Raw genomic sequence first — 17,474 nt, 5'->3', positions numbered from 1 at the left:
TTGTTTGCCTGTCAGGCAGTCATTGGGCCCAGGGCGCGCGGCGCGAATCATTGAGTGTCAACAAATAGCTGTCGCCACCCAGCTGGCTCATTTGCTGGCGAATCCAGCCGGCACGGCGCGACACGTAAGCGGTCGGATGACTGGCGCTCCAGACGCGGGGATTCGGCAGCACGGCTGCGAGGTAACTCGCCTGTTGCCGGGACAGCGACCTGGCGCCTACGCCAAAGTGATGCCTTGCCGCCGCTTCGGCACCAAACACGCCGTCATCCCACTCGACGCTGTTCAGGTACACCTCGAGAATCCGCTGCTTGGGCCAGAACACTTCGATCAGCGCGGTAAACCACGCTTCCAGCCCTTTGCGCAGATAACTGCGGCCAGACCACAAAAACAGGTTCTTCGACACTTGCTGGCTCAAAGTGCTGGCGCCGCGAATCGAACCGCCGAGTTCGTTGTGGGCCAGTGCGGCCTTGATCGCACTCAGGTCAAAACCCCAGTGCTCGGGGAATTTCTGGTCTTCGCCGGCAATCACCGCGACCTTCAGGTCATCGGAGATCTCGTCCCACGGTTTCCAGGTGCGTTGCAGATCGATCGGCTCGCCGTCGACCCAGGATTCGATCTTGCGCTCGACCATCAGCGCCGTGAACGGTGGCGGCACAAAGCGAAACACCAACACCAGCAATACGCTGCCGCCCGCGAACCAGAGCAGGGCCTTCGTGAAACGACGGAGAAATAAACGCAGCATAGAGATGGCTTGGCCGAACCGTTTGAGCGGGCCATTATACAGACCCTGCCGATCGAGTCTGACTGGAGTTCTACATGCTGCGTAGCTTTCTGATGCTGGCCGCCTTCTTTGGTTTCACCGGTGTTGGCCTCGGCGCATTCGCCGCACATGGCCTGAAAAACCGCCTGACCCCGGAGTATCTGGCGATCTTCCACACCGGCGTCACCTATCAACTGGTGCACTCGCTGGCGCTGTTCGGCGTGGCGCTGCTGGCGACGCAGCTTCAGGGGCGTCTGGTCGCCTGGGCCGGCATCTCGTTCACCGTCGGTATTCTGCTGTTCTCCGGCAGTCTGTACCTGCTGACCACCCTCGGCATCGGCAAGCTCGGCATCATCACCCCGTTCGGCGGCCTGGCGTTCCTGATCGGCTGGCTGTGCCTCGGACTCGCCGCCTGGCGCCTGCACCCAACCGCTTGACGCTTGGTGCTGACCTTTAGGTCATGATCGGGCTAGAATGCCACCCCCTAAAAAGTGATGGCGGCGTTGCGCATGCGCATTCAGTTGAACGGTGAATCCTTTGAACTGCCCGACGGTGAAACCGTTGCGGCCCTGCTGACGCGTCTGGATCTGACCGGACGCCGCGTCGCGGTCGAACTCAATCTGGATATCGTCCCGCGCAGCCAGCATGCCGACACCACTTTGAACGACGGCGACAATGTCGAAGTCGTGCACGCGATCGGCGGCGGCTGATCGCCAGGCCTGTATGGGCCGAGAATTCTGCAAGACCCTCACCCCAACAGAGGATTCCCCATGAGCATCGTTCGTAGCGACAAGCCTTTTGTTCTGGCCGGTCGTACTTACCAGTCGCGTTTGCTGGTCGGTACCGGCAAGTACCGTGACATGGAAGAAACCCGCCTGGCCATCGAAGCCTCGGGTGCCGAGATCGTCACCTTCGCCGTGCGCCGCACCAATCTGGGCCAGATCGAAGGCGAGCCGAACCTGCTCGAAGTGCTGTCGCCGGATCGCTACACCTTCCTGCCGAACACCGCCGGTTGCTACGACGCGGTCGAAGCCGTGCGCACCTGCCGCCTGGCCCGTGAGCTGCTCGACGGCCACAATCTGGTGAAGCTGGAAGTGCTGGCCGACCAGAAAACCCTGTTCCCCAACGTGATCGAAACCCTCAAGGCCGCCGAAGTGCTGGTCAAGGAAGGCTTCGACGTGATGGTTTACACCAGTGATGACCCGATCATCGCCCGGCAACTGGCGGAAATCGGCTGCATCGCGGTCATGCCGCTGGCCGGTCTGATCGGTTCGGGCCTGGGGATCTGCAATCCGTACAACCTGCAGATCATCCTCGAAGAAGCCAAGATCCCGGTGCTGGTGGATGCCGGTGTCGGCACCGCTTCCGACGCGACCATCTCGATGGAACTGGGCTGTGACGCCGTGCTGATGAACTCGGCCATCGCCCACGCCCAGCAGCCGATCATGATGGCCGAAGCCATGAAACACGCGATCGTCGCGGGCCGCCTGGCCTACCTCGCCGGCCGCATGCCGAAAAAACTCTATGCCAGCGCCTCTTCGCCGCTGGATGGTCTGATCAAGTAAGAGCTATTGATGACTGAATCGAACGACACGCCAATCCAGACGGAAGAAGGCGACGAGCGCCAACACCGCCGCATCAAGAGTTTCGTGATGCGCGCCGGGCGCATGACCGAAGGCCAGCAGCGCGGCCTGGATCGGGGCGCGCCGAAGTTCGTGCTGCCGCTGGCCGATGCGCCGGTGGATTACGACCAGGTGTTCGGCCGTTCCGCGCCGCGTTCGCTGGAGATCGGTTTCGGCATGGGCCACTCGCTGCTGGAAATGGCCGCCGCTGCGCCGGAACAGGATTTCATCGGTGTCGAGGTTCACCGTCCGGGTGTCGGCGCGCTGCTCAACGGCGTGCTGACTCAGGGCCTGACCAACCTGCGGGTCTACGACTGCGACGCGATCGAAGTGCTCAACCGCTGCATCGCCGACAACAGCCTCGATCGCCTGATGCTGTTCTTCCCGGATCCGTGGCACAAGAGCCGCCACCACAAGCGCCGCATCGTTCAGGCGTCCTTCGCTGAACTGGTGCGCAGCAAGCTGAAAGTCGGCGGCATTCTGCACATGGCCACCGACTGGGAGCCGTACGCCGAATACATGCTGGAAGTGATGAACGTCGCCCCGGGCTATCGCAACCTCGCCGAAGACGGCAAGTGCGTACCTCGCCCGGCCGAACGCCCGATCACCAAGTTCGAACGCCGCGGCGAACGTCTTGGGCATGGCGTGTGGGATCTGAAGTTCGAAAAGCTCGCTTAAACGTTACGCAATAAAAAACTGTGGGAGCCAATGGCTCCCACAGTTGTTTTGGGTAGTAGCTGAAAATCAGCGGCGATCCGCGACCACGCCAATCAACACCAGCACCACCAACAACACCGGCGCCAGGCTGTAGTTGTTGAACTGGCTCAGCCCCTTCACTACCCAAGGCGTCGCGTAGATCAGTGCTGCGCCGCTGCCGATCAGGCAGAGCAGGGCCATCAACGGGACGCGCAGGGCGCCGGCGATGCTGCCCAGGCGTTGCTCGACCCAGGCCTTGAAGTCAGCGCCGAACAGCACCAGCAGGCAGCCCACCAGGGCCAGCGCGATTTCCGAGAGGTTGCTGCGGCTCCAGCGGGACACGGTGGCAAGCAGGTCGAGTATCAAATCCATGCGGTTTCCTTAAGAGCGGTCAGCTCAGAAATTTCTGCAGCAAGTCGTTGAGGAACAGTTGTCCGCGTTCGGTGGCCGCCAGACGTGACGGTTCGACCTGCAACAGACCGCTTTGTTCGGCCTCGCGCCGGTGTTCGTCGAGGCTCTCCAGCGGCAGGCCGGTGCGCTCCGGGTACAGGCGCGATTCGACGCCGGCGGTCAGGCGCAGGGCGTTCATCAGAAACTCGAACGGCATCTCGTCGTTGGTCAGGGCTTTCTCGCCGGCCTGGAAGCTTTTGGCCGGGTTGAGGTAGTCCTTCGGCAGGCGCGTCTTCCAGGTGCGCACGATGCGCCCGTCCGGGTGACTGAGCTTGCCGTGGGCGCCGGCGCCGATGCCGATGAAGTCGCCGAAGCTCCAGTAATTGAGGTTATGCCGCGCCGGGCGACCCGGTTGGGCATAGGCCGAAACTTCGTACTGCGCGTAACCGTGCTCGGCCAACAGCGCCTGTCCGGCCTCTTGAATGTCCCACAGCGTGTCGTCTTCCGGCAGCACTGGCGGCTGGTTCCAAAACACGGTGTTCGGCTCCAGTGTCAGCTGATACCAGGAAATGTGCGTCGGCTTCAGCTCGATCGCCTGGTGCAGATCGCTCAGGGCATCGTCCAGCGACTGGTCCGGCAAGCCGTGCATCAAGTCGAGGTTGAAGTTATCGAACCCGGCCTGGCGCGCCATGCCGGCGGCGCGTACCGCTTCGTCGCCGTTGTGGATGCGGCCGAGGGCCTTGAGCTTTTCCTGCTGAAAGCTCTGGATGCCGATCGACAGGCGATTGATCCCCAGTTTGCGGTAGGCGACGAACTTCTCTTGCTCGAAAGTCCCGGGGTTGGCTTCCAGGGTGATTTCGATGTCATCGGCAAACGGGATGCGTTGTTTCACGCCGTCCAGCAGGCGACCCAGGGCTTCGGCGCTGAACAGGCTCGGCGTGCCGCCGCCAAAGAAGATCGAACTCAACTCACGGCCGTACACCGCGTGCAGATCCTGATCGAGGTCGGCCAGCATCGCATCGACGTACTCCTGTTCCGGCAGCACCGGGCTGGCGGTGTGGGAGTTGAAGTCGCAATACGGGCATTTGCGCACACACCACGGGATGTGGATGTACAGCGCCAGGGGCGGCAGCGTCGGCAACGGCGCCCGAGGCGGGGAGGCAGCGCCGCCGATAATCAGCGACGACGCGCAGGAGCTATCGGTCATTTCAAGCCCAGACGCTGGCGCAGCAGATCCATTGCACGGGCGCGGTGGCTGATCTGGTTCTTGTCGCTCGGGCTCAGCTCGGCGCTGGACACGTTACGCTCCGGCACCCAGAACAGCGGGTCGTAGCCGAAACCGTGCTCACCGCTGGCAGCGGTCAGGATGCGCCCGTGCCACAGACCTTCGCAGAGGATCGGCAGCGGATCGTCGGCATGACGCACCAGCGCCAGCACGCAGACGAACTGCGCGCCACGCTCGGCTTCCGGCACGTCCTTCAAGGCGTCGAGCAGTTTGGCGTTGTTCGCCGCGTCGCCCTTGCCGTCGGCGTAGCGCGCCGAGTAGATGCCCGGCGCACCGCCGAGGAAGTCCACCGCCAGGCCCGAATCGTCGGCCAGCGCCGGCAGACCGGAGATGCGCGCGGCATTGCGCGCCTTGAGGATCGCGTTCTCGACGAACGACAGACCGGTTTCTTCCGGCTCCACACTGCTGAATTCGCCGATCGAGCGCAATTGCACCGATTCGCCGAGCATGGCCTGGAGTTCCTTGAGTTTGCCGGCGTTATGGCTGGCCAGTACGAGTTGCTTGAGATTGATCATTGGCCAGGGAAAAGCTCTTGGTTGAAATTGAGGGTGTTGATCTTGTCGCCGGTCTGCACCTTGATTTCAAAGGTGCGGGTTTCCTGCTGCTCCACCGGGTATTGGGCGATGTAGTAGATCGCGCCTTGTTCGGTGATCTGGCGGAAGGTCAGCGGCACGCTCTGGCTGGTCAGGTCTTTGACGGTGCCGGTGACCTGGGCGATCAGCGGTTTGCCGTCCTTGATCACCGAGACATTGATCACGCCCTGATTCTTGCTGCGGATCAGCTCGGCTGCCTTGGCGATGTCCGGCGTCAGGAAGGTCGAGTTGAAGGTGTTGTAATGCACGGTGACATCACCGAACACTTCCTTGCGTTCGCCCTTGATGGCATCGGCGGCCACGGCCGACAGGCTCAGGCAGGCGGCCAATAGCGCGGTAATCAAGCGTCCCATGTTCGTTCTCCTCGCAATGTCGTGGTTCAGACCGCGATTCTGTGATCCGCAAGCCCCGGGCTGCTGACGCGGTAGATACCGATCTCACCTAACAGATTAGGCCATAGCTTACTGGCCCACCCGTGGCGGTGCTGTTGATCCACGGCAAGCCGATCAATGACCTTCGCCTCACGTTCGCGACAAAGTTCTTCAAAGTCTTCGAAGGTGCAGAAGTGGATGTTCGGCGTGTTGTACCAGGTGTACGGCAGAAATTCCGACACCGGCATCCGGCCTTTGCTCGCCAGGTACCAGCGGCAGCGCCAGTGACCGAAGTTGGGGAAGGTGATGATGCACTGGCGACCGACCCGCAGCATTTCGTCGAGGATCTTGTCCGGGTAGTGCACGGCTTGCAGTGCCTGGGTCATCACCACGATGTCGAAGCTGTTGCTGGCGAAGTTGCCCAGGCCCTTGTCCAGGTCCTGCTCGATGACGTTGATGCCCTTGGCCACGCACTCGGCGATGTTGTCCGGGTCGTTTTCCAGGCCATAGCCGGTGACCTGCTTGTGGTCGCGCAGCCAGGTCAGCAACTCGCCGTCACCGCAGCCGAGGTCGAGCACGCGGCTGCCGGCGGGGATCCATTCCTGGATGATTTCCAGATCAGCTCTCATGGCTTTCTCACAACGTAATGCGGTTCATGTAATTGCCGAACGCCTGCAAATAACGCGGGATCGGAATCAGGAAGGCGTCGTGGCCCTGCGGCGCGTCGATTTCCAGGTAGCTGACGTCCTTGCGCGCAGCCATCAGCGCATCCACCAGTTCCCGCGAGCGGGCCGGGGAGAAGCGCCAGTCGGTGGTAAACGACATCACGCAGAACTTGGCTTTCGCACCTTCGAAGGTTTTCGCCAGGTTATCGTTGAAGTTCGCTGCCGGATCGAAGTAGTCCAGAGCCTTGGTCATCAACAGATAAGTGTTGGCATCGAAGCGCCCGGAGAACTCTTCGCCCTGATAACGCAGGTAGCTTTCGACCTGGAACTCGACGCTGTGGAAGTCATAGTTGAGCTTTTCGCTCTTCAGGCCGCGGCCGAATTTCTCGCCCATGGAGTCGTCGGACAGGTAGGTGATGTGCCCGACCATCCGCGCCAGCATCAGGCCGCGTTTGGGGATCACGCCCTGTTCCTGGAACGAGCCGCCGTGGAATTCCGGGTCGGTGAGGATCGCCTGGCGCGCCACTTCGTTGAAGGCGATGTTCTGCGCCGACAGCTTCGGGGCCGAGGCGATGGCCAGGCAGTGGCGCACGCGATCCGGATACGTGATGGTCCATTGCAGCGCCTGCATGCCGCCGAGGCTGCCGCCGATCACTGCGGCCCACTGGCTGATGCCGAGCAGGTCGGCCAGACGTGCCTGGCTGTGCACCCAGTCTTCCACGGTCAGCACTGGGAAGTCGGCGCCGAACGGCTTGCCGGTTTCCGGGTTGAGGCTGCTCGGGCCGGTGGAGCCGTTGCAACCGCCGAGGTTGTTCAGGCTGACCACGAAGAACTTGTTGGTGTCGATCGGTTTGCCGGGGCCGATGCAGCTGTCCCACCAACCGGGCTTGCGGTCGTCGACGCTGTGATAACCCGCAGCGTGGTGGTGGCCGGACAAGGCGTGGCAGATCAGCACGGCGTTGCTCGCTTGCGCGTTCAGCGTGCCGTAGGTTTCGTAGATCAGGTCATAATCGGCCAGCGAACGGCCGCAGGCCAAGGCCAGCGGTTCGCTGAAGTGCGCCGTTTGCGGCGTCACCAGACCAACAGAATCGGGGGGAAAGGCAGCTGGCATCGACCCTGCTCTCGTTGAAATGAGGCGTAAGTCTAAAGACCGGTGGGGTTAGCGGCAAGCAACGATCAGGCCTGATTTGCGCTCGTTCCCACGCTCCGCGTGGGAACGCCTCATTGGACGCTCCGCGTCCGCTTCGGCGGGGGACGCGGAGCGTCCCGGCATGCATTCCCACGCAGAGCGTGGGAACGATCAGCTGACTAGTCCGGGCAGATCCGGCAACTTCTTCGGCGAGCAGATCTTCACCCGCTTCTGCCGGTTCAACTCGCCGCTGAGCAAACTGACCTGGCTTTTGGAAACCCCAAAAGCCTTGGCCAGAAACCCCATCAGATAGGCATTGGCCTTGCCCTCGACCGGCGGCGCGGTCAGGCGGATCTTCAGGCGATCACCGTGCAGCCCGCAGAAATCATCGCTGCGGGCGGCCGGTTGCAGGTGACATTCCAGAATCAGGTCGTCACCGTCCCAGCGAAACCAGCTCACATCAGCAGGCGCAGGATTTCCGGCATCATCGTCATCGCTGCAAGGTTGTTGATCACCAGCATGTCGATCAGCTTCAGCACGAGGAAGGCGAAGATCGGCGACAGGTCCAGACCACCGAGGTTCGGCAGGATGCGGCGGAACGGCGCCAGGGCTGGTTCGCAGATCTGGTTCACCAGTTCGGCGCCCGGATTGTGGCTGCCCGGTGCGACCCAGGACAGGATGATGCTGATGATCATGGCCCAGAAGAAAATCTTCAGGAACAGCGCCGTCACGCCGATCAGCGACCAGATCAACAGTTGCAGCGGGTTGCCGGTGGTGCCGTAGGTCAGCAGCAGGGTCAGCGCCATCAGCGCCAGTTGCACGAGGATCGCCAGTACCAGCGACGACATGTCGAGGCCGAACAGGCTCGGAATGATCCGGCGCAGTGGCTTGAGCAGCGGCTGAGTGGCCTTGACCACGAACTGGCACAGCGGGTTGTAGAAGTTCGCCCGCACCAGTTGCAGGACGAAGCGCAGCAGCACGATCAGCAGGTACAGGCTGCCGAGGGTTTGCAGCACGTAGACCGCTGCGGTGTTCAATCCAATCATGTAAGGCTCCTTATTTGCCCAGTTGTTCGGCCATTTCGGCCGAGCGGTGCGCGGCGGCGCCGAGTGCTTTTTCCACCAGGGCTTCGAAGCCGCCGGCCTGGAACGATTTGATCGCAGCTTCCGTGGTGCCGGCCGGCGAGGTCACGCGGCGGCGCAGTTCGGCGGCGTCGACGTCGCTGGACACCGCCATGTGCGCGGCGCCCAGAGCGGTCTGCAAAGTCAGCTGCTCGGCGGTTTCCTTCGGCAGGCCGAGTTTGACGCCGGCGGCGGTCATGGCTTCGATCAGCAGGAAGAAGTACGCCGGGCCGGAACCGGAAACGGCGGTGACCGCGTCCAGTTGCTGCTCTTCGTTCAGCCACAGGGCGATGCCCACAGCGGACAGCAGTTCTTCAGCCTGTTGGCGTTGTTCGGCGCTCACTGCGCTGGTGGCATACAGGCCGCTCACGCCCTGACGCAGCAGTGCCGGGGTGTTCGGCATGCAGCGCACGATCGGCTGCTCACCCAGCCATGCAGTCATGCTGGCGCAGGTGATGCCAGCGGCAATAGAGACCACCAGTTGATTCGGTTTCAGGCTCGGGCGAATCGCTTCGCACACGGCTTTCATGGCCTGTGGCTTGACTGCCAGCACGACAACGTCGGCGCCGTCGATGGCCTGGGCGTTGTCGGCGAAGGTTTCGATGCCGTGTTCGGCGCTGACCCGGTTGCGGGTTTCTTCGCCCGGATCGCTGGCGCGAATCCGTGCAGCTTCCAGACCCTTGGCCCGCAGGCCGCCGATCAGGCTGGCGGCCATGTTGCCGGCACCGATAAAGGCAATACGCGTGTTGCTCATGTCAGGTCCTTATCTGGAAATGTTCAAGATTGGGAGTAGTCGCGGGCGCCGAACAGGGCCGTACCGATACGGACCCAGGTCGCGCCCTGGGCAATGGCCGACTCGAGGTCGTGGCTCATGCCCATGGAAAGTGTGTCGAGCGGCAGATCGAGGCTGGCCTGCAACTTCTGAACGGCGGCGAATGCAGCATCCTGCTCGGCGCGGTCTTCAGTCGGTTCGGGAATCGCCATCAACCCGCGCAGCTTCAGGCGTGGCAGGGCGCTGATGGCCTGGGCCAGCGCCGGCAGGTCTTGCGGCGTGCAGCCGGACTTGCTGGCCTCACCGCTGACGTTGACCTGAATGCAGATGTTCAGTGGCGGCAGATCCGCCGGGCGTTGTTCGGACAGGCGTTGGGCGATTTTCAGACGATCCACGGAGTGCACCCAGGCGAAATGCTCGGCGATCGAGCGGGTCTTGTTCGACTGAATGGGGCCGATGAAGTGCCAGATCAAGGGCAGGTCGGCCAGTTCGAGCTGTTTGCCCAAGGCCTCTTGCAGGTAGTTCTCGCCACAGTCGCGCAGGCCGGCGGCGTACGCTTCGCGCAGGGCTTCGGCCGGTTTGGTCTTGCTCACGGCCAGCAGCTGGACGCTGTTTTCATCGCGTCCGGCGGCAGCGGTGGCGGCATGAATACGCGAACTAACCTGGAGAATGTTGTCTGCTATCGTGGACATCAAGAGGCGCCAGCGGTCTGAAGGTTCGCGGCATTCTACTGGAATTGAGGGACGCTATGGATATCACTGAACTGCTGGCCTTCAGCGCCAAACAGGGCGCTTCCGACCTGCACCTGTCGGCCGGTCTGCCGCCGATGATCCGCGTGGATGGCGACGTGCGGCGGATCAATCTGCCGGCGCTGGATCACAAGCAAGTGCACGAGCTGATCTACGACATCATGAACGACACCCAGCGGGTGGACTTCGAGAAACATCTGGAAACCGACTTTTCCTTCGAAGTCCCCGGCGTGGCGCGCTTTCGGGTCAATGCCTTCAACCAGAACCGGGGCGCCGGGGCGGTGTTCCGGACCATCCCGTCAAAAGTGCTGACCATGGAAGACCTGGCCATGGGCGACGTCTTTCGCAAGATCACCGATGCGCCACGCGGGCTGGTGCTGGTGACCGGGCCGACCGGTTCCGGCAAGTCCACAACCCTGGCGGCAATGATCGATTACCTCAACACCCATCGCCATCACCACATCCTGACCATTGAAGATCCGATCGAATTCGTCCACGAATCACGCAAATGCCTGATCAATCAGCGCGAAGTCCATCGCGATACCCGCAGTTTCGCCACCGCATTGCGTTCAGCGCTACGCGAAGACCCGGACGTGATCCTCGTGGGCGAGATGCGTGATCTGGAAACCATCCGCTTGGCACTCACCGCCGCCGAAACCGGGCACCTGGTGTTCGGCACCTTGCACACCACGTCGGCAGCCAAGACCATCGACCGGGTGGTGGACGTGTTCCCCGGGGACGAAAAATCCATGGTGCGCTCGATGCTCTCGGAATCGTTGCTGGCGGTGGTGTCGCAGACGCTGATCAAGAAGATCGGCGGTGGCCGGGTGGCGGCGCACGAGATCATGCTGGGGACGTCGGCGATCCGTAACCTGATCCGTGAGGACAAGGTGGCGCAGATGTATTCGGCGATCCAGACCGGCGGCTCACTGGGGATGCAGACACTCGACATGTGCCTGAAGGATCTGGTGACCAAGGGCTTGATCAGCCGTGAACATGCGCGGGAGAAGGCGCGCACGCCGGATAACTTTTAGGCAAAAAAAACGCAGCCCGTGGGCTGCGTTTTTTTGTACCTGAACAATCAGCGCTGAACGACGCGCATCTGCCCCTGTTCTTTCGGCAATACGCGTTTGGCCACCACGTAATGCTTTTCCCAGTACGGCTTGTTCAGTGTGTCGATGCTCACCGCTTTGCCGCGCCGTGGCGCATGGATGAAACGATCGTTGCCCAAGTAGATGGCAACGTGATTGACCCGACGGCTCTTGATGTTGAAGAAAATCAGGTCGCCCGGTTTCAGGTCCTTGCGTTCGACTTTCTCGCCGTGACCGCTGGCCATGGCGTTCGAGGTGCGTGGCAGGTCGAACGTGGCGTCGTTGAACGCGTATTTCACCAGACCGCTGCAGTCGAAGCCTTTACTCGGGCTGCTGCCGCCCCAACGGTAGGGTGTACCGAGGACGTTTACCGCGCGACTCAGGACGTTGCTGCTTTCCTTGGTCGCCATCGGTGGCACCAGCTTGCTGCGGCCGTTGCTGCTCAGCGTGGTGTGTTTGACCTGTTTGCCTTTGTTCGAAGGAGCAGAGGCATGGGATTTAGGGGTGAAACCGTTGACGTTTGGAAGACGTTGCTCACGATTGGTGGCGTGGGCGGCCAGTGGCATTAATAGGCAAATGGTTAGCCATGTCTTGAAAAATGGACGCATTAGGCAGGGCTCTTGGTGTGTTAGCGCGCAACTTTATAACAGCTTTTTTGTCACTTCCGAGGCCGTTGGTCGATTCAATCGGGTGCCAACGGAACCAAATAAGCGGCAAAAAGACGCAATTGTCGGACAGAAGTCCGGTGCTATAAGGCTTTGACGGGAGACACGGTAGCATTTGCCATACGTCGGCTACCTGTAAAAAAGTCACAAAGAATTAAAGAATATTTATCTATCGCGTGAATCGAGGTCTTAATGAACGGCTATCAGCTGCCCCGTGTGAAGGAAAAAGACACCCATAGCAAGATGATCGGCTACCTGTTGTGGATTTTCGGTTTCACAGGCTCTCACCGCTTCTATTACGGCAAACCGGTGACCGGCACGATCTGGTTTTTCACCTTCGGGTTGCTGGGGATCGGCTGGCTGATCGACGTGTTCCTGATCCCGGCGATGGATCGAGAAGCCGACCTGCGTTTCGTGGCGGGCCCTATTGAATACAACGTGGCGTGGATTCTGCTGACCTTTCTCGGCGCGTTCGGCGTGCACCGGATGTATCAGGGCAAGTGGATCACAGGTTTGCTGTACCTGCTGACCGGCGGGTTGTTCTTTCTGGGGGTGCTGTATGACTTCTGGACGCTGAACGATCAGGTGTCGGTGCGTAACGCCGAAGGGCGGGGTGCCTTTCAGTAAGTGATGGCGAGGGAGCTGGCTCCCTCGCCATTTTTGTTACGCCTGGTGGCTGATCCGGCCATCCACCAGCGTGTAACGCACCACACCCGGCAGGCTATGGCCGAGGAACGGGCAGTTCTCGCCCTTAGACAGCCAGGTTTCGCCGGCAACGGTCGAAGCCTTCGGATCGAACAGCACGATATCTGCCGCGCCACCCACCGCCAGTTTGCCTGCCGGCAGGCGCAGGGCCTCGGCCGGACCGGCGCTCAGACGGGCCAGCAGGGTCGGCAGGTCCAGCAGACCGTCCTCGACCAAGGTCATCGCCAGCGGCAGCAACAGCTCGACGCTGCTGATGCCGGGCTCGGTCGCGCCGAACGGTGCCAGTTTGGCATCGCGTTCATGGGGCTGGTGATGGCTGGAAATCGCCGAGACCACGCCGGACTTCACCGCCTCGCGCAGACCATCGCGGTCGGCGCGGGTGCGCAGCGGCGGTTGCACGTGATACAGGCTGCTGAAGTCGATCAGCGCTTCGTCCGTCAGGATAAGCTGATACAGGGCGACATCCGCCGTGACTTTCAAGCCACGGGCCTGGGCCTGAGCGATCAGGGCCACGCCGCGAGCACTGGTCAACTGGCTGAAGTGCGCACGCACGCCGGTCTGCTCGACCAGCAGCAGATCACGGGCCAGCGCCACGGTTTCAGCGGTTTCCGGAATGCCCGGCAGGCCGAGGAAGCTGGCGGTGGCGCCTTCGTGGGCCAGGCCACCGTCGGCCAGGTCGTGATCCTGCGAGTTGAAGATCACTGTCAGGTCGAAGGTCGCCGCGTAATCCAGCGCCCGGCACAGGGTACGGGTGTTGCGGAAGCTCTCGAGGCCGTTGCCGAACGCCACGCAACCGGCGTCGCGCAGGGCAACGAGTTCTGCGAGCTGTTCACCATCCAGACCTTTGCTCAGCGCGCCGATCGGGAACACCTTGGTGTTGCCGGCCTCGCGGGCGCGGTCGAGGATCAGTTCGGCCACGGCCGAGGTGTCGAGTACCGGTCTGGTTTTCGGCGGGCAGCACAGGCTGGTCACGCCGCCGGCCGCAGCCGCGCGGGTTTCGCTGGCGATGGTGCCTTTGCGGCTGTAGCCCGGCTCGCGCAGGGCGACGTTCAGGTCTACGAGGCCTGGAGCGGCGACAAGACCTTGGGCGTCGATGGTTTCGACGGCGGTGAAGCCGGCCGGTGCAGCGCCGAGGGCGACGATCTTGCAGGCTTCAACGTGAATATCGGTGATTTGATCCAGGCCGCTGCTCGGATCGATGACGCGGGCGCCGAGAATGCTGAGCTTCACTGGGCGTTCTCCTGCTCGAATTGACGTTGCGCCGTTTGCCCGCTCATGGCCATCGACAGCACGGCCATACGGATCGCGATGCCGTAAGTGACTTGATTGAGGATCACCGAGTGCGGGCCGTCGGCCACCGCCGACTCGATTTCCACACCACGGTTGATCGGCCCCGGGTGCATGACGATGCAATCGGGCTTGGCGCCTGCCAGGCGCGCGGTGGTCAGACCGAACAGGCGGTAGAACTCGCCTTCGCTCGGCAGCAGGCCGCCGGTCATGCGCTCACGCTGCAGGCGCAGCATGATCACCACGTCGACGTCTTTCAGGCCTTCGGTCATGTCGGTGTAGACCTTCACGCCGTATTGCTCGATGCCGATCGGCAGCAGGGTTTTCGGTGCGATCACGCGGATGTCCGGGCAACCGAGGGTCTTCAGGGCGAGCATGTTCGAGCGCGCCACCCGCGAGTGCAGGATGTCGCCGACGATGGCCACCGAGAGGTTCTCGAAACCGCCCTTGTGACGGCGGATGGTCAGCATGTCGAGCATGCCTTGGGTCGGGTGCGCGTGCCGGCCGTCGCCGCCGTTGATGATCGCCACTTGCGGGCAGACATGCTCGGCGATGAAGTGCGCGGCGCCCGAGTCACCGTGGCGCACGACGAACATGTCGGCGGCCATGGCTTCCAGGTTGCGCAGGGTGTCGAGCAGGGTTTCGCCCTTGCTGGCCGACGAAGTCGACACGTTCAGGGTGATCACGTCCGCCGACAGGCGCTGGGCCGCCAGTTCGAAAGTGGTGCGGGTGCGGGTCGAGTTTTCGAAGAACACGTTGCACACGGTCTTGCCGCGCAGCAACGGGACCTTCTTCACGGCCCGGGCGCCGACTTCGAGGAACGAGTCGGCGGTGTCGAGGATTTCCGTCAGCAACTCGCGGCGCAGGCCGTCGAGCGAGAGGAAGTGGCGCAGCTGGCCCTGATCATTGAGCTGCAGCGGGCGCTTGGTATCTAGAGGCGTCATCGCGAGGGGGACTCTCAATAGGGCGGATTAAAGGGCAAGGTCTTGCAGTTCGAGGGCCAGCTCCGGCCCGGACAGCTTGACCCGCTCGTGGGCGGCCAGCGACAGGGTCGCGCCGACCACGTTCGGGCGGATCGGCAATTCGCCGGCGTCCAGGTCCAGCAGGCAGACCAGCGTCACGCTGGCCGGGCGGCCGTAGTCGAACAGTTCGTTCATGGCGGCGCGGATGGTCCGGCCGCTCATCAGTACGTCGTCGATCAGCACCAGATGCTGGCCTTCGATTTCGAAGGGTAGGGCGGACGGGCGCACCTGCGGGTGCAGGCCGTTCTGGCTGAAGTCGTCGCGGTAGAAGGAAACATCCAGCGTGCCCAATGGCGCATCGCTGCCCAGCTCTTTGAGCAGGGCCTGGGCGACCCAGACGCCGCCGGTGCGGATGCCGATGTAACGCGGTTCGCTGATATCACGCTGGGCAAGGTGCGCCTTGAGGCGGGTCGCCATCTGGCTGATCAGATCGGCGGGATTGGGCAGGCTCATGGTTGCTCCTTCTCGGGGTCGAGCCGGTTCTCGCGAACCGGAGCTCGGGTTGTAACCAAAAGAAAAGCGCCGTAGCGCTTGTCAGGATTCAAATAGTGCGGTGTTTTCGTCGAGCCAGCCTTGCAGCAGCAGGGCGGCGGCGATGGCGTCCACCGGGTTGTCGCGGTAGCTGCCTTTCTGCCCACCGCGCACCAGTCGCTCGCCCTTGGCTTCGAAGGTCGTCAGGCGTTCGTCGTGGGTATAGAAAGGCAGGTTGAAGCGGCCGTTGAGGCGGCGGGCGAATTTCTCGGCGCGGGCGCACATCTCGCTGGGCGTACCGTCCATGTTCAGCGGCAGGCCGACCACCACGGCGTCGGGCTTCCATTCCTTTATCAGGGCTTCGACCTGATTCCAGTCCGGCACACCGTTTTGCGCCTTCAAGGTGCACAGTTCGCGGGCCTGGCCGGTAATCACCTGGCCGACTGCCACGCCGATCTGTTTGGTGCCGTAGTCGAAGCCGAGGATCAGGCGCAGGGCCATCAGGCGTGTCCTGCCTGGCTGGTCAGCAGGCTGAGGTTGATCCCCAGGTGCTTGGCCGCCGCTTCCAGGCGCAGTTCGCTGCTGGTGTTGAACAGGATGTCGGCGTCGTACGGGCAGGTCAGCCAGGCGTTGTCGGCCAGTTCGGCCTCCAGCTGACCGGCTTCCCAACCGGCATAACCGAGGGTGATGACGCTTTTGGCCGGGCCCACGCCGTCGGCGATGGCGAACAGCACATCCTGCGAGGTGGACAGGGCCAGATCGCCCTCCAGCTCAACGGTAGCCTGGAACGTCTTGCCCGCCGGGTGCAGGACAAAACCGCGATCGGTCTGCACCGGGCCGCCGATGAAGATCGGCACATGCTGGCACAGCGCCGGCGGATCGATGTCCGGGCGCAGTTGTTCGAGGATGTCGGCCAGATTCAGCTCTTGCGGTCGGTTGACCACCAGCCCCATGGCGCCATTGGCCGTGTGCTCGACGATGTAGGTCAAGGTGTGGGCAAAGTTCGGGTCGGCCATGTGTGGCATGGCGATCAGGAAGTGATGCTTGAGGTAGCTGGGGCTGACGTTTTTCATGTGCGCTAGTGTGGCGTTCGGGGGGCGAACTGACAAGCTGGAGCGGGCAAAAGATCGACTCAGTTACTGGACAACCGGTCGCCCCGGGCGAATTTCCAGGTGCGGATGATTTCCAGTCGGTCGATGTCCGACAGGTCCCCGGTAAACGGTGCAAACGGTGCCGCCAGACGCACGATCCGCTGCGCCGCCTGATCCAGCAGTGGCTGGCCGGAAGACTCCAGCACCAGCACTTCATACAGCGAGCCGTCGCGGTTGATCGACACCATCAGGCGCAGATTGCCGTAGATCTGCTTGCGCCGGGCTTCGTCGGGGTAATTGAGGTTGCCGATGCGCTCGACCTTCTTGCGCCACTCGTCCTTGTACCAGGCGCCCTTGTCGCGCATGGTCGAGGCGGCGCTGAGGCGGTGGATACGCGGGCGCTTGGCGTACAGCTGTTGTTCGTTGGCCAGTTCGGCTTCAAGGCTGGCGATGTCGCTGGAGAGCTGCGAACTGTCGAAGGTCGGGGCGTCGACCGTCGGTTTGGTCTCGGTCCTGGCTTCTTCTTTCTTGGTCGGCGCCTTTTTCGGTTTCGGCGCGACGGTGGTCACGGCCGCCTTGGGCGCGGCTTCCTGCACCTCCGGCTTGGCGGCCGGTGGCGGGGTGACTTTCTTGACTTCGTTTGCCTGAAACGGCGCGACCTCGGTGGTCTTGGGGATCGCCTTCTTGTCGAGGGTGCCGCTGCCTTCCTGGTTTTCCTGGGCGAGGAAATCGGCCTTCGCCGGCTTCTTTTCGCTCTTGAAGGTAGCGAGGGTGATTTCCAGGGTTTTGCTGATCTGCTTGGGCTCGACCATGGTGAAACCCACGCCGAGCAGCAGCGCCAGATGGATCAGCGCCGCGAGAAACAGGGTAAATCCGAGGTGATCGACCGGGCGCACGCCTTTATGGGCGAGTTCAGCGGGCAGATCGGACGGAAGTGTCATTTGAGAAAAACCAACATCGCGTTTTTACGGGCTCGGCATGATAACGCA

The 17,474-nt window shown here is 62.3% G+C and carries 24 protein-coding genes; 6 read left to right on the top strand and 18 right to left on the bottom strand.

Going from position 1 to position 17,474, the window contains the following annotated elements:
• Positions 1-19: 19 nt before the first annotated feature.
• Complete coding sequence (mtgA, locus tag CAF74_RS13720) at positions 20-742, bottom strand: monofunctional biosynthetic peptidoglycan transglycosylase (protein ID WP_085611980.1); 723 nt, start codon at positions 740-742, stop codon at positions 20-22.
• A gap of 74 nt (positions 743-816) precedes the next feature.
• On the opposite strand from mtgA, the gene CAF74_RS13715 reads away from it, so the two are divergent.
• The 4 genes from CAF74_RS13715 to trmB all read left to right on the top strand — a co-directional run bounded on the left by CAF74_RS13715 (position 817) and on the right by trmB (position 3,060).
• A complete protein-coding gene (locus tag CAF74_RS13715; protein ID WP_085746695.1) occupies positions 817-1,197 on the top strand; it encodes a DUF423 domain-containing protein in 381 nt (126 codons plus the stop codon).
• A 72-nt stretch (positions 1,198-1,269) separates the two neighbouring features.
• Positions 1,270-1,470 carry a sulfur carrier protein ThiS gene (gene thiS / locus CAF74_RS13710; protein ID WP_007953386.1) on the top strand — a complete coding sequence of 67 codons (201 nt, stop codon included), beginning with the start codon at positions 1,270-1,272 and terminating at the stop codon, positions 1,468-1,470.
• A 60-nt stretch (positions 1,471-1,530) separates the two neighbouring features.
• Positions 1,531-2,325 (top strand): thiazole synthase, encoded by a 795-nt coding sequence (locus CAF74_RS13705; RefSeq protein ID WP_007953385.1) that lies wholly within the window; start codon positions 1,531-1,533, stop codon positions 2,323-2,325.
• A 9-nt stretch (positions 2,326-2,334) separates the two neighbouring features.
• Positions 2,335-3,060, top strand: coding sequence for a tRNA (guanosine(46)-N7)-methyltransferase TrmB (gene trmB / locus CAF74_RS13700; protein WP_085746694.1), 726 nt, complete (start codon positions 2,335-2,337; stop codon positions 3,058-3,060).
• A gap of 66 nt (positions 3,061-3,126) precedes the next feature.
• Here the strand turns inward: trmB and CAF74_RS13695 are convergent, their stop codons facing one another.
• From CAF74_RS13695 to CAF74_RS13650, 10 genes are all read right to left on the bottom strand, one after another.
• On the bottom strand, positions 3,127-3,450 hold the full coding sequence (locus CAF74_RS13695) for a DUF3392 domain-containing protein (RefSeq protein WP_007953368.1): 324 nt from the start codon (positions 3,448-3,450) through the stop codon (positions 3,127-3,129).
• 19 nt (positions 3,451-3,469) lie between these two features.
• Entirely contained in the window at positions 3,470-4,675 is a 1,206-nt protein-coding gene (gene hemW, locus CAF74_RS13690; protein ID WP_085746693.1) for a radical SAM family heme chaperone HemW, read from the bottom strand.
• Positions 4,672-5,268, bottom strand: coding sequence for an RdgB/HAM1 family non-canonical purine NTP pyrophosphatase (rdgB, locus tag CAF74_RS13685; protein ID WP_007953366.1), 597 nt, complete (start codon positions 5,266-5,268; stop codon positions 4,672-4,674). The genes hemW and rdgB overlap by 4 nt, the downstream gene beginning before the upstream one ends.
• The gene (locus tag CAF74_RS13680; protein ID WP_011336378.1) at positions 5,265-5,699 is read right to left on the bottom strand and encodes a DUF4426 domain-containing protein; all 435 of its coding nucleotides are present in this window, start codon (positions 5,697-5,699) and stop codon (positions 5,265-5,267) included. The genes rdgB and CAF74_RS13680 overlap by 4 nt, the downstream gene beginning before the upstream one ends.
• A 26-nt stretch (positions 5,700-5,725) precedes the next feature.
• The gene (metW, locus tag CAF74_RS13675) at positions 5,726-6,346 is read right to left on the bottom strand and encodes a methionine biosynthesis protein MetW (RefSeq protein WP_011336377.1); all 621 of its coding nucleotides are present in this window, start codon (positions 6,344-6,346) and stop codon (positions 5,726-5,728) included.
• 7 nt (positions 6,347-6,353) lie between these two features.
• Positions 6,354-7,493, bottom strand: a complete 1,140-nt coding sequence (locus CAF74_RS13670) for a homoserine O-acetyltransferase (protein ID WP_085605883.1) — start codon at positions 7,491-7,493, stop codon at positions 6,354-6,356.
• 189 nt (positions 7,494-7,682) lie between these two features.
• Entirely contained in the window at positions 7,683-7,970 is a 288-nt protein-coding gene (locus CAF74_RS13665) for a DUF167 domain-containing protein (RefSeq protein ID WP_039767931.1), read from the bottom strand.
• On the bottom strand, positions 7,967-8,557 hold the full coding sequence (locus CAF74_RS13660; protein WP_011336374.1) for a YggT family protein: 591 nt from the start codon (positions 8,555-8,557) through the stop codon (positions 7,967-7,969). Before CAF74_RS13660 ends, CAF74_RS13665 begins: the two co-directional genes overlap by 4 nt.
• Before the next feature lie 10 nt (positions 8,558-8,567).
• Positions 8,568-9,386: a pyrroline-5-carboxylate reductase gene (gene proC / locus CAF74_RS13655; protein ID WP_007953353.1), complete on the bottom strand. Its 819-nt coding sequence runs from the start codon at positions 9,384-9,386 to the stop codon at positions 8,568-8,570.
• A 23-nt stretch (positions 9,387-9,409) separates the two neighbouring features.
• The gene (locus CAF74_RS13650) at positions 9,410-10,096 is read right to left on the bottom strand and encodes a YggS family pyridoxal phosphate-dependent enzyme (RefSeq protein WP_085746692.1); all 687 of its coding nucleotides are present in this window, start codon (positions 10,094-10,096) and stop codon (positions 9,410-9,412) included.
• A 56-nt stretch (positions 10,097-10,152) separates the two neighbouring features.
• On the opposite strand from CAF74_RS13650, the gene CAF74_RS13645 reads away from it, so the two are divergent.
• Positions 10,153-11,187, top strand: coding sequence for a type IV pilus twitching motility protein PilT (locus tag CAF74_RS13645; RefSeq protein ID WP_039767934.1), 1,035 nt, complete (start codon positions 10,153-10,155; stop codon positions 11,185-11,187).
• Positions 11,188-11,234: 47 nt separating this feature from the next.
• Here CAF74_RS13645 and CAF74_RS13640 read toward each other — a convergent pair whose 3' ends face one another.
• Entirely contained in the window at positions 11,235-11,852 is a 618-nt protein-coding gene (locus tag CAF74_RS13640; protein ID WP_011336371.1) for a C40 family peptidase, read from the bottom strand.
• 249 nt (positions 11,853-12,101) lie between these two features.
• Between CAF74_RS13640 and CAF74_RS13635 the strand changes: the two genes are divergently transcribed.
• Positions 12,102-12,536 carry a TM2 domain-containing protein gene (locus CAF74_RS13635; RefSeq protein WP_085746691.1) on the top strand — a complete coding sequence of 145 codons (435 nt, stop codon included), beginning with the start codon at positions 12,102-12,104 and terminating at the stop codon, positions 12,534-12,536.
• A 36-nt stretch (positions 12,537-12,572) separates the two neighbouring features.
• Here the strand turns inward: CAF74_RS13635 and CAF74_RS13630 are convergent, their stop codons facing one another.
• From CAF74_RS13630 to CAF74_RS13605, 6 genes are all read right to left on the bottom strand, one after another.
• Positions 12,573-13,844 (bottom strand): dihydroorotase, encoded by a 1,272-nt coding sequence (locus CAF74_RS13630; protein WP_085746690.1) that lies wholly within the window; start codon positions 13,842-13,844, stop codon positions 12,573-12,575.
• Complete coding sequence (locus CAF74_RS13625; RefSeq protein WP_007913665.1) at positions 13,841-14,845, bottom strand: aspartate carbamoyltransferase catalytic subunit; 1,005 nt, start codon at positions 14,843-14,845, stop codon at positions 13,841-13,843. The genes CAF74_RS13630 and CAF74_RS13625 overlap by 4 nt, the downstream gene beginning before the upstream one ends.
• 27 nt (positions 14,846-14,872) lie before the next feature.
• Positions 14,873-15,376, bottom strand: a complete 504-nt coding sequence (gene pyrR, locus CAF74_RS13620) for a bifunctional pyr operon transcriptional regulator/uracil phosphoribosyltransferase PyrR (RefSeq protein ID WP_039767937.1) — start codon at positions 15,374-15,376, stop codon at positions 14,873-14,875.
• An 81-nt stretch (positions 15,377-15,457) separates the two neighbouring features.
• Complete coding sequence (gene ruvX / locus CAF74_RS13615; protein WP_007953334.1) at positions 15,458-15,895, bottom strand: Holliday junction resolvase RuvX; 438 nt, start codon at positions 15,893-15,895, stop codon at positions 15,458-15,460.
• Positions 15,895-16,467, bottom strand: coding sequence for a YqgE/AlgH family protein (locus CAF74_RS13610; protein WP_039767938.1), 573 nt, complete (start codon positions 16,465-16,467; stop codon positions 15,895-15,897). The genes ruvX and CAF74_RS13610 overlap by 1 nt, the downstream gene beginning before the upstream one ends.
• Positions 16,468-16,526: 59 nt before the next feature.
• Positions 16,527-17,426, bottom strand: a complete 900-nt coding sequence (locus CAF74_RS13605) for an energy transducer TonB (RefSeq protein ID WP_085746689.1) — start codon at positions 17,424-17,426, stop codon at positions 16,527-16,529.
• Positions 17,427-17,474 lie beyond the last annotated feature (48 nt).

Source organism: Pseudomonas sp. R45(2017), from assembly GCF_002112305.1.
GTDB classification, from domain to species: Bacteria; Pseudomonadota; Gammaproteobacteria; order Pseudomonadales; family Pseudomonadaceae; genus Aquipseudomonas; species Aquipseudomonas paraglycinae.
The sequence above is the reverse complement of the archived record's forward strand: the minus strand, read 5'-3'. Positions and strand labels throughout refer to the sequence as shown.

Excerpts from the sequence above, each read along its gene's own strand:
- mtgA (WP_085611980.1), bottom strand. The coding sequence starts at position 742 with ATGCTGCGTTTATTTCTCCGTCGTTTCACGAAGGCCCTGCTCTGGTTC.
- CAF74_RS13715 (WP_085746695.1), top strand. The coding sequence starts at position 817 with ATGCTGCGTAGCTTTCTGATGCTGGCCGCCTTCTTTGGTTTCACCGGT.
- thiS (WP_007953386.1), top strand. The coding sequence starts at position 1,270 with ATGCGCATTCAGTTGAACGGTGAATCCTTTGAACTGCCCGACGGTGAA.
- CAF74_RS13705 (WP_007953385.1), top strand. The coding sequence starts at position 1,531 with ATGAGCATCGTTCGTAGCGACAAGCCTTTTGTTCTGGCCGGTCGTACT.
- trmB (WP_085746694.1), top strand. The coding sequence starts at position 2,335 with ATGACTGAATCGAACGACACGCCAATCCAGACGGAAGAAGGCGACGAG.
- CAF74_RS13695 (WP_007953368.1), bottom strand. The coding sequence starts at position 3,450 with ATGGATTTGATACTCGACCTGCTTGCCACCGTGTCCCGCTGGAGCCGC.
- hemW (WP_085746693.1), bottom strand. The coding sequence starts at position 4,675 with ATGACCGATAGCTCCTGCGCGTCGTCGCTGATTATCGGCGGCGCTGCC.
- rdgB (WP_007953366.1), bottom strand. The coding sequence starts at position 5,268 with ATGATCAATCTCAAGCAACTCGTACTGGCCAGCCATAACGCCGGCAAA.
- CAF74_RS13680 (WP_011336378.1), bottom strand. The coding sequence starts at position 5,699 with ATGGGACGCTTGATTACCGCGCTATTGGCCGCCTGCCTGAGCCTGTCG.
- metW (WP_011336377.1), bottom strand. The coding sequence starts at position 6,346 with ATGAGAGCTGATCTGGAAATCATCCAGGAATGGATCCCCGCCGGCAGC.
- CAF74_RS13670 (WP_085605883.1), bottom strand. The coding sequence starts at position 7,493 with ATGCCAGCTGCCTTTCCCCCCGATTCTGTTGGTCTGGTGACGCCGCAA.
- CAF74_RS13660 (WP_011336374.1), bottom strand. The coding sequence starts at position 8,557 with ATGATTGGATTGAACACCGCAGCGGTCTACGTGCTGCAAACCCTCGGC.
- proC (WP_007953353.1), bottom strand. The coding sequence starts at position 9,386 with ATGAGCAACACGCGTATTGCCTTTATCGGTGCCGGCAACATGGCCGCC.
- CAF74_RS13650 (WP_085746692.1), bottom strand. The coding sequence starts at position 10,096 with ATGTCCACGATAGCAGACAACATTCTCCAGGTTAGTTCGCGTATTCAT.
- CAF74_RS13645 (WP_039767934.1), top strand. The coding sequence starts at position 10,153 with ATGGATATCACTGAACTGCTGGCCTTCAGCGCCAAACAGGGCGCTTCC.
- CAF74_RS13640 (WP_011336371.1), bottom strand. The coding sequence starts at position 11,852 with ATGCGTCCATTTTTCAAGACATGGCTAACCATTTGCCTATTAATGCCA.
- CAF74_RS13635 (WP_085746691.1), top strand. The coding sequence starts at position 12,102 with ATGAACGGCTATCAGCTGCCCCGTGTGAAGGAAAAAGACACCCATAGC.
- CAF74_RS13625 (WP_007913665.1), bottom strand. The coding sequence starts at position 14,845 with ATGACGCCTCTAGATACCAAGCGCCCGCTGCAGCTCAATGATCAGGGC.
- pyrR (WP_039767937.1), bottom strand. The coding sequence starts at position 15,376 with ATGAGCCTGCCCAATCCCGCCGATCTGATCAGCCAGATGGCGACCCGC.
- ruvX (WP_007953334.1), bottom strand. The coding sequence starts at position 15,895 with ATGGCCCTGCGCCTGATCCTCGGCTTCGACTACGGCACCAAACAGATC.
- CAF74_RS13610 (WP_039767938.1), bottom strand. The coding sequence starts at position 16,467 with ATGAAAAACGTCAGCCCCAGCTACCTCAAGCATCACTTCCTGATCGCC.
- CAF74_RS13605 (WP_085746689.1), bottom strand. The coding sequence starts at position 17,426 with ATGACACTTCCGTCCGATCTGCCCGCTGAACTCGCCCATAAAGGCGTG.